Origin of the sequence: Kitasatospora sp. NPDC047058, from assembly GCF_040643935.1 — a bacterium.
Classification (GTDB): Bacteria; Actinomycetota; Actinomycetes; order Streptomycetales; family Streptomycetaceae; genus Kitasatospora.
In genome coordinates this window covers 1-8,337 of record NZ_JBEYVJ010000314.1, presented here as the reverse complement: position 1 = coordinate 8,337, position 8,337 = coordinate 1, and the positions used below count along the sequence as shown (strand labels likewise).

Annotated in this window: 11 protein-coding genes; 4 read left to right on the top strand and 7 right to left on the bottom strand. The window is 73.3% G+C overall.

The genetic code is table 11. The annotated features are described in order from the left end of the window. The 3 genes from ABZ885_RS31155 to ABZ885_RS31145 all read right to left on the bottom strand — a co-directional run. Positions 1-431, bottom strand: a 431-nt coding sequence (locus ABZ885_RS31155) for a hypothetical protein (RefSeq protein ID WP_360195939.1), incomplete at its 3' end; no start/stop codon positions are given. Positions 432-457: 26 nt separating this feature from the next. Further along, positions 458-844, bottom strand: coding sequence for a hypothetical protein (locus tag ABZ885_RS31150; protein ID WP_360195936.1), 387 nt, complete (start codon positions 842-844; stop codon positions 458-460). 26 nt (positions 845-870) lie between these two features. Further along, a complete protein-coding gene (locus ABZ885_RS31145) occupies positions 871-1,293 on the bottom strand; it encodes a GNAT family N-acetyltransferase (protein WP_360195933.1) in 423 nt (140 codons plus the stop codon). 55 nt (positions 1,294-1,348) lie between these two features. On the opposite strand from ABZ885_RS31145, the gene ABZ885_RS31140 reads away from it, so the two are divergent. The 3 genes from ABZ885_RS31140 to ABZ885_RS31130 all read left to right on the top strand — a co-directional run bounded on the left by ABZ885_RS31140 (position 1,349) and on the right by ABZ885_RS31130 (position 3,760). Then, a complete protein-coding gene (locus tag ABZ885_RS31140; RefSeq protein WP_360195930.1) occupies positions 1,349-2,437 on the top strand; it encodes an NAD(P)-dependent oxidoreductase in 1,089 nt (362 codons plus the stop codon). A gap of 91 nt (positions 2,438-2,528) precedes the next feature. After that, on the top strand, positions 2,529-3,017 hold the full coding sequence (locus tag ABZ885_RS31135) for a GNAT family N-acetyltransferase (protein ID WP_360195927.1): 489 nt from the start codon (positions 2,529-2,531) through the stop codon (positions 3,015-3,017). Then, positions 3,014-3,760 (top strand): hypothetical protein, encoded by a 747-nt coding sequence (locus tag ABZ885_RS31130; protein WP_360195924.1) that lies wholly within the window; start codon positions 3,014-3,016, stop codon positions 3,758-3,760. The genes ABZ885_RS31135 and ABZ885_RS31130 overlap by 4 nt, the downstream gene beginning before the upstream one ends. Positions 3,761-3,867: 107 nt before the next feature. Here ABZ885_RS31130 and ABZ885_RS31125 read toward each other — a convergent pair whose 3' ends face one another. After that, on the bottom strand, positions 3,868-5,088 hold the full coding sequence (locus ABZ885_RS31125) for an RNA-guided endonuclease TnpB family protein (protein ID WP_360195922.1): 1,221 nt from the start codon (positions 5,086-5,088) through the stop codon (positions 3,868-3,870). A 185-nt stretch (positions 5,089-5,273) separates the two neighbouring features. Here ABZ885_RS31125 and ABZ885_RS31120 point away from each other — a divergent pair, with 185 nt between their 5' ends. Continuing rightward, positions 5,274-5,906: an MBL fold metallo-hydrolase gene (locus tag ABZ885_RS31120; RefSeq protein WP_360195919.1), complete on the top strand. Its 633-nt coding sequence runs from the start codon at positions 5,274-5,276 to the stop codon at positions 5,904-5,906. 152 nt (positions 5,907-6,058) lie between these two features. Here ABZ885_RS31120 and ABZ885_RS31115 read toward each other — a convergent pair whose 3' ends face one another. The 3 genes from ABZ885_RS31115 to ABZ885_RS31105 all read right to left on the bottom strand — a co-directional run. Then, a complete protein-coding gene (locus ABZ885_RS31115) occupies positions 6,059-6,499 on the bottom strand; it encodes a carboxymuconolactone decarboxylase family protein (RefSeq protein WP_360195942.1) in 441 nt (146 codons plus the stop codon). 137 nt (positions 6,500-6,636) lie between these two features. Then, positions 6,637-7,134: a hypothetical protein gene (locus ABZ885_RS31110; RefSeq protein WP_360195916.1), complete on the bottom strand. Its 498-nt coding sequence runs from the start codon at positions 7,132-7,134 to the stop codon at positions 6,637-6,639. Between the two features lie 43 nt (positions 7,135-7,177). Beyond that, positions 7,178-8,337, bottom strand: a 1,160-nt coding sequence (locus ABZ885_RS31105) for a hypothetical protein (RefSeq protein ID WP_360195913.1), incomplete at its 5' end; no start/stop codon positions are given.

The window sequence follows — 8,337 nt, the reverse complement described above, 5'->3', positions numbered from 1 at the left end:
CCGGGCCCGTCGTCGCCGGGAGCGGCGGGTGCGGCGGGTGCGGCGCCCCGTTCCCGCGCGGCGGCCGCCTCCTCCAGCAGGGACCAGCCGTCGACCTCCACCGCCCGCCCGCCCGGCTGCCACCCCCGGGCCAGCGCCGTGTCGAGCAGGGCCCGCACGGCGCCCGGTTCGTGCAGGTTCAGGGAGGCGCCCCGGGTGCGGCCCACGTCCCCGGAGCCCAGGGGGTAGCCGCCCGGCACGTACCGGCCCGGGCCGTCGGCGAAGACGATCCGCAGCGGGCCGCCGCTTCCGGCGGGCTGCGGGTACACCGTGAGGGTCTGGCGGCACTCCACCGGCCGGCCGTCCGGCGCGCGGTGGTGGTGGCGCAGCGCGTACAGGTACGTCCGCCCGTCGGCGACCAGCCGGCGGGGCTTCTTCGCATGGCGGGGCACGGCGTTCAGGGTACGTGCCGGCGCCCTCAGTCGATCTCCTCCGGGGAGCGGCGGGAGATCTTCCTCCCGGTTTCGGTCTCGACCAGGGTCAGCGCACCGGTCCAGTCGCCGCTCTCCGGGTAGTCCCAGCCGGTCTCGTCCGCCAGCACCGCCGCGAGCCGGTCGCGCGGGACCAGCTCCCCTGGCTGGTACCCCTTCTGACCCGTCGGTGATATCCATGGCGCGATCCGCCGCACCTCGACCCAGCCGCGGTCGACCAGCCCGAGCAGGATGCCGGCGATCTCGTCGTGCGGCCGGTCGCGGTCCTCGTCGTCGAGATCGCTCCAGAATCCCGGAAGGATGTCGATCTCGAAGGCGTTGATCATGAAAGCCTTCTCGATCCCGGACAGGGCGGCCCACTCCTGCTTGCTCATGCCGGCCAGCATCGCAGGTGCCGGTCTCAGACCAGGCGGTGCATGCCGACCGAGTGCGGGGCCGTCCCGGTGAAGCCGAACCTGGCGTAGAGGCGGTGGGCGTCACCGTCGGCGATCAGCGAGACGTAGGCCCCCGCCGGGGCGCGGCGCTCCAGTTCGGCGGTCAGGCCCGCCATGATCCGCCCGCCGAGGCCGCGGCCCTGGTGGTCGGGCAGCACGCAGACGTCGGTGATCTGGAACACCGAGCCGCCGTCGCCGACGATCCGGCCCATGCCGACGGTGTCACCGTCCTCGGTGTGCACGGTCACGCCGTACCAGGTGTGCGGGAGGCCGGCGGCGACCGCCGCGGCCGGGCGATCGCTCAGGCCGGCGGCGGTGCGCAGGTGGCGGAAGGTGGCCACGTCGGGCACGCCGGACCGGACATTGTAAGTGCCGCTGCTATCATTCATGCCTTACATGATAGCGGCTGCGGCAGGGGACGGCCGGGCCGGGTGAGGAGAGCGCATGGAACGGCCCCGGGTCCTGCTGGTGGACGCGGCCCCCGGTGAACTGCTGGGCCGGGAGCTGGAACGGCTGCTCGGCCACGGGCTCGCCGTCACGCTGAACCTGCGGCGGGTGGAGGACCACACCGCCGTACGGACCGCCTGGGCCGGGCGGGTCGGGTTCACCGACTTCGACCCCTTCGACGAGGCCGCACTGTGCGCCGAGGCGGTGCGGGACGGCCGCGGCTACCACGCCGTCAAGTCCCGTGCCGGGGTGCCGCTGCGCGCCGCCTTCCTGGAGGCGGCGACCGGCCCCACGGTGACGCACCGGCTCCGGGTGGTCGGCCGGGCCGGGGCGGGCACCGACCACGTCGACCTGGCCGCCGCCGGCCGCCTCGGCGTCACCGTCACCCACACCCCCGGCTCCAATGCCGCCGCCGTGGCCGAGTTCGCACTGGCCCAGCTGCTGGCCCTGACCAGGGACCTTCCCGCTCACAACGAGGCCTCCCACCTGGGCAGTTGGCGCACACCGGCCGCCCCTGCGGTGGAACTGTCCGAACTGACCCTCGGCATCGCCGGACTGGGGCGGATCGGGCGGGCGCTGGCCGCACGGGCCGCCGCCCTGGGCATGCAGGTGCAGGCCCTCGCCCACCGCCCGAGCGGGCCCCAGGCACCGGACGAGACCCCCGTCCACCGGGCCCCGTCGCTCGCCGCACTGCTCACGACCAGCGACGTCGTCTCGCTGCACCTGCCGCTCACCCCGCACACCCGGGGCCTGATCGGCCGGGCGGAGCTGGCCCTCATGCGCCCCGGCTCGGTCCTGCTGAACACCGCCCGCGGCGGCATCGTCGACGAGCAGGCGCTCGCCGAGGCCCTGCGCGACCCCGCCCACCCGCTCGCGGCGGCCGCCGTCGACACCTTCGCGCACGAACACGCCGCCTTCGCGTCACCGCTCTTCGGCCTGCCGAACGCGCTGCTCACCCCGCACGTCGCCGGGATGACCAGGGGCGCGATGGCCACCGCGGCCCTCCGCTGCGCGGACCACCTCGCCGCGCTGCTGGCCGGCCGCCCGGAGGGCGTCCCGGTCGCGACCGCACGCCCTTCCGGCTGACGTCCGGGCCGGTCCGAAACCCCGTGGACGGCACGGGGAGCGGCTTGCTGAAATGGGAAACGGCCACTGTCGGAGTCGAAGGGATGCCGCGATGACCGAGATCAGGCTGCACCTGTCGGTGCGCGGCCTCACCGAGACGGACCTGCCGTCCTGCAGCTGGGCCGGCTCCCCCCAGCACGTGCGCGAACTCGTCCACCAGATCCGCCGCGCCGACGCCGGCGAGATCGACTACCTGGCGGTGTGCACGCCGGCCGGACTCCCGGTGGCGGTCGGCGGCATCGACTACACGGTCAGGCCCGGAGCCGGCACGCTCTGGCAACTCGGCGTCCACCCGGCCCTCCAGTCCTGCGGGATCGGCACGCTGCTGATCCGCTCCGCCGAGCAGCGGATCGGCGCCCGGGGCCTGACCCGCGCCGAACTCGGCGTCGAGGAGAGCAACCCGCGCGCCCGCGCCCGCTACGAACGCCTGGGCTACCGGGCCTTCGGCCGCGAACTCGACTCCTGGGACGTGGAGGCCGAGGACGGCTCGCTCCGGCGGTACGAGACGATGTGCACGCTGATGGGCAAGGAGCTGGCGTGACGATCGAGTTCACGGCGTTCGTCGCCGAGGCGAAGGCCGACCCGGCCGTCGTCGGGCTCGTCCTCAAGGGCTCCCGCGCCCACGACGGCATGACGACCCGTCACTCCGACCATGACCTCTACGTCATCCTCGCCGACGACGTGCGGAGCGAACTGGCTGCGCTCGACGGCTACCGCTCCGCGCGGCTCGACCTGGTCGTCACCACCCTCGAACGGTTCCGCAGGCCCGCCGACTGGGAGCGGTACGCCATCGCCCGCTCCCGGGTGCTGGTCGACCGCAGCGACGGAGAGGTCACCAGGATCGTCGCCGCGACGGGGCGGCTCGGCGCCGACGAGGCACGCCGGTCCGCCGCCGCCCTCTTGGACGCCTACGCCAACGCGGTCTACCGCTCGGTCAAGAACCACCGCGACGGGAACCCGCTCGCCGGCCACCTCGACGCGGCCGCCAGTGCCGGATTCCTGCTCGACCTGCTCTTCGCCCTGGACCGCCGGCCGCGTCCCTACAACAAGTACCTGGCCTGGGAGCTGGACCGGTTCCCGCTGCCCGGATGGGAGAGCACCGGGCTGTTGGACACGGTCGCCCGGATCACCGCGACCGGCGACGTGGCACCGCAGCAGCGGCTCTTCGCCCGGGTCGAGGCGGCTGCCCGGGCCGCCAGCCACGCAGCGGTGCTGGACGCCTGGGGCGAGGACCTGGAACTGATGCGGCCCCGACCGGACTCCCCGGCCGACCGGCCCCGCTGACCCGGCCGACAGTCGGACCGGGTGAGTCGAACCGGCCTCCGGTATCGACCGCTGCTGCCATAGTGAGCGCTTGACTTCCTCCCCCTCGTGAACGAGGGGGATTCCCCTCAGCCTCGCGGCTGAGCCGCTGCGCGTGTGCGCTGCGGTGGGGATGTTTCCTGCTTCACCGACGACTGCCCGCCCGGAGTGTTCCGTTGAGGTCTTACACCGTCTCCACAGGCTGCAACCGCCAGTCCGGCGGCCAGGATGTTCTTTGCCGCGTTGACGTCCCTGTCGTGGGTCGTCCCGCAGTCGCACGTCCATGTCCGGACGTTGAGCGGCATCTTCCCTCGGAGGGTGCCGCAGGCCGAGCACAGCTTGGAGGAGGGGAACCAGCGGTCCACGACCACCAGCTCCCGCCCGTACCAGTCGGCCTTGTACTCCAGCATGGACCGCATCTCGGTCCAGCTCGCATCCGAGACGGCACGAGCGAGAGTGCGGTTCTTGAGCATGTTCCGCACGGTCAGATCCTCGATCACGATCGTTTGGTTCTCACGAACGAGTCGAGTGGTCAGCTTGTGCAGGAAGTCCCTGCGCCGGTTGGCAATCCGCACGTACGCCCGGCCAGCCTTGAGCCGTGCCTTGTCCCGGTTCTTCGATCCCTCGGCCTTGCGGGCAAGGCCGCGCTGCGCCTTGGCAAGGCGTTCGCGGTCCTTGCGCTCATGCCTGGGGTTGGTGATCTTCTCCCCGGTGGAGAGCGTCACCAGGCTGGTGATGCCGGCGTCGATGCCCACGGCCTCGTTGACCGGTGCGGGCATCACGGGCCGGTCGTCGCACAGCATCGAGACGAACCAGCGGCCGGCCGCGTCCTGCGACACCGTGACCGTGGACGGCGAACTGCCCTCGGGCAGCGGGCGCGACCACACGATGTCCAGCGGCCGGTCCATTTTCGCCAGCGTGAGCCGGCCGTCCCGGAACCGGAACGCGGACGACGTGTACTCGGCGGAGCGCCGGGACTTCTTCCGGGACTTGAACGTCGGGTACTTCGCCCGCTTGTTCCAGAAGTTCGCGAACGCCCCCTGCAAGTGGCGCAGAGCCTGCTGCAACGGAACCGACGACACCTCGCAGAGGTAGGCCAGGTCCCCGGTCTTCTTCCACGCCGTCAGCATCGCGCTGGTGGCGTTGTAGTTGACCCGCTCCTGGCGCAGCGTCCACGCCTCAGTGCGGGCCTGCAACGCCAGGTTGTACACCTTGCGAACACACCCGAACGTGCGCGACAGCTCAGCTGCCTGCGCATCGGTCGGGTAGAAGCGGTACTTGAACGCCCGCTTCACCTGGGTGGTCGCCATGGATCACACACTAACACCCCTACTTGTGACCACGTGACAGGTAGTTACCTACCGCAACGCCATACCGCCTTGACGGCAATACGGCTTCCCCTGACCCTCCCCCAGCCTTCGGCCGGGGGTACCCCCATCGCGGGAGATCCGTTTCCTCCCCCGGCTGAAGCCAGGGGTATCCACGGAGGTATCCGATGATTCTGATCAAGTACGGCCATGCCTGTGTGCGTCTGGAGACGGACGACCGGGTGCTGGTGATCGACCCGGGGACGTTCTCGGAGGCCGAAGCCCTCGACGGGGTCGACGAGGTGCTGGTGACGCACGAGCACCCCGACCACCTCGATGTCGCCAAGCTCGTGGCGGCGAGCCGGCACAACTCCGCGTTCCGGGCGTACATGCCGTCGGCGGCGGTCGAGTCGGTGCCCGAGCTGGGCGGCGCGGCGGTCGCCGTCGAGACGGGGCAGCGGTTCACGGCGGCCGGGTTCGCCGTCGACGTCGTGGGCGGGGCACACGCCGAGATCTACGACGGCCTGCCCGGCTGCGCGAACGTCGGTTTCGTCGTCGACGGCGCGGTCTACCACCCGGGCGACTCGCTGTTCGTCCCGCCGTCGCCGGTGGAGACGCTGCTCGTGCCGGCTGCCGCACCGTGGCTCAAGCTCTCCGAGGTGCTGGACTTCGTGCGGGCGGTGCGGCCGCAGCGGGCGTTCCCGATCCACGACGCCATGCTCAACGAGCTCGGCCAGGAGAACTTCGACAACTGGTTGAACTTCAAGGGCGGCACCGAGTACGCGCGCATCCCGGTCGGGGAGTCCGTGAAGATCCGCTAGGAACCCGTACGGTGCCGCCGGTTGCCGCCGATGACGACGGCCCGGCGGCATGCCGTTCGCCCGGAGGAGGGGATCCGGGTGGAGGGGCCGGGCGGTGTGGAGGCCCGCCCGGCCCCGCCCGGCCCCGGCCGGTCAGGGAAGGGACCGGGGCGTCACCAGGTGGCACCGCCCGGCTGACGGGTGGTCGCGTTCAGGCGGTTGAAGAAGTTGGTCAGGCTGATCCACAGGACCAGTGAGGCCAGCTGCTTCTCGTCGAAGTGCGCGGCCGCGGCGTCCCAGACGTCGTCCGGCACCACGGCGCGGTCGGCGAGACGGGTGACGTGCTCGGCCAGCTCCAGCGCGGCGCGCTCGGCGTCGGTGAAGTACGGTGCCTCCCGCCACGCGGCGACGGCGTGCAGGCGCTCGTCGGTCTCGCCGTTCTTCTTCGCGCTCGCCACGCCGCCGATGACGCAGTAGCTGCAGCCGTTGATCTGGCTGGCGCGCAGGTGGACGAGTTCGAGGGTCGACTCGGGCACCCCGCCCTTGCGGGCGGCCTTGGCCACGCTCAGGATCGCGGGCATCGCCTCGGGGATGACGACGGCGGGGTTGGCCATACGGGCGTCGTTCACGACGGGTCCTTCTCTCTTCGGTCGTTTGCGCTGTCATCCCTTCGACGGAGCGGATCGGCGGTGTGTGACGGCGGAGCCGGAAAAACTTCCGGGATCTTCGCGGCGCGCGGGGCGCGGGCCGCTCAGCCCTCCTGAGCTCGTCGTGCCGCGGCCCGGCTGCCGGTGAGGGCCCGCAGACGGGAGGCGGCGATGTTCCGGATGCGGCGGGTCCGGCCGTCGGCGGCGAGGACGGTGAGGGCCCGGACGGAGCCGGCCGTCTCGGCGACACCGAGCTGCAGCCAGTTGGAACCGGCGGTGAGCGCGGCGTCGTCCCAGTCGAGGTCGCGGGCCATGGCCGAGAGGAGGGCCCACTCGCCGAGGCGCTGGACGACGAACGGCCGTTCCCCGGCCGCGGCCGCCAGCGCCGCCGCCCAGGGGGCGAAGTCGTCGCTCCGGAGCAGGGCGAAGGCGCGCAGGTCGACGTGCCGGACCACCGCGGCCTGGGCCATCACCGGGTCCTCGTCCCGCAACACGGCGGCGACCAGGTCGAGTTCGCTGTCGCGGGGCACGGCGGCGAACGCGTCCAGGTACAGCGCGTACCGGTCATGCTCGTCGGCGGGCAGGCTGCTCGGGTGGGTCATCGGGGCGTCCTCGGACGGGTCATCGGGCGGGGCATCGGGCGCCTCAGCCGGCCGTGACGCGCAGGTTGGCGAGCAGCGTGGCACCGTCGGCGGAGAGGGCCACGACCCGGCCGGAACGCTCCCGGAGGGTCACCGCGTCGGCGTGCCGGCGGATGCCGACCGTCGCCCGGTCCGTTTGCGGGAAGAGGACGGTGGCGGCCGGCAGGTCGGAGCCGGTGTGCACGAGCAGGCCCGAGCCGTCCGCGGGCAGGACGCTGAGCGCCCAGTGGTCGCCGTCGGCGGTGGTGCCGCACGGCGCACCCTCGAAGGTCAGCTCGCGGACGGGGGCGTGGGACCCGGTGGTCCAGCTGAGGAGCATGCCGGAGGGGTCCGTCCGCACCTGCCCGGTGAGCAGGCCCGCGGTGGCGAGCGCCAGCGAGCCGCCTGGGTCGGCGGCGGCGGCGTCCAGCCGGAGCCGCGAGCGCAGCTCCCAGCCCGGCAGGTCCCAGCGCCACAGCTCGGTCAGCTGCGAGCCGTCGGGCAGGCCGGAGACGACGACGGCCGCGCAGCCGCCCGGTGTCCGGGCGATCGGGCCCGCCGGCCGCTGGCCGTCGCCGAGTTCGCGCCAGACCACGGTGGGGCGGGGTGCGAGGGTGTCCAGCACGGCGATGCCGTCCCGGTCGGCGGTGATCAGGAGGCGGCCGTCGAAGGAGGACACCGGCTGCCGTGCGTCCAGGGTGGCCCAGGGCCGGACCGTCCGGGTGGCGAGGTCGAGCCTGGCGATCTGGCGGGCCCGCCCGTAGCGGGCCACCAGCAGCGCGCTGCCACCGTGGTCGGCGAGCACCAGCTGCTCGGCGGGCACGTCCCAGCGGGCCCGGGTGCGGCCGTCGGCGGCGAGCAGCCGAACGCCCGCCTGGCCGCAGGCCGCCAGCACGGATCCGGACTCCAGCAGGACCGCGTCCAGGACCGGCAGCGTGCCGGGCCGGTCGGCCGCGGTGTACGCGGGGCGGGCACCCGTCGGGCGACCGACCGGCCGGGGCCTGGCCAGGTCGGCGGCGGCCAGCGGGTCCGCACGCCGGACGAGCCGGTCGAACCGGGCGGCCTCGGTCCGGGTGTCCTGGGACCGGCCGAAGCCGCCGTCCCGCACGGCCGCGCGGGCGGCGGCGGTGGCGAGTTCGCGGTCGGCGGCCTGGTCGGCGGCGGGCAGGGCCGCCAGGCCGGCGG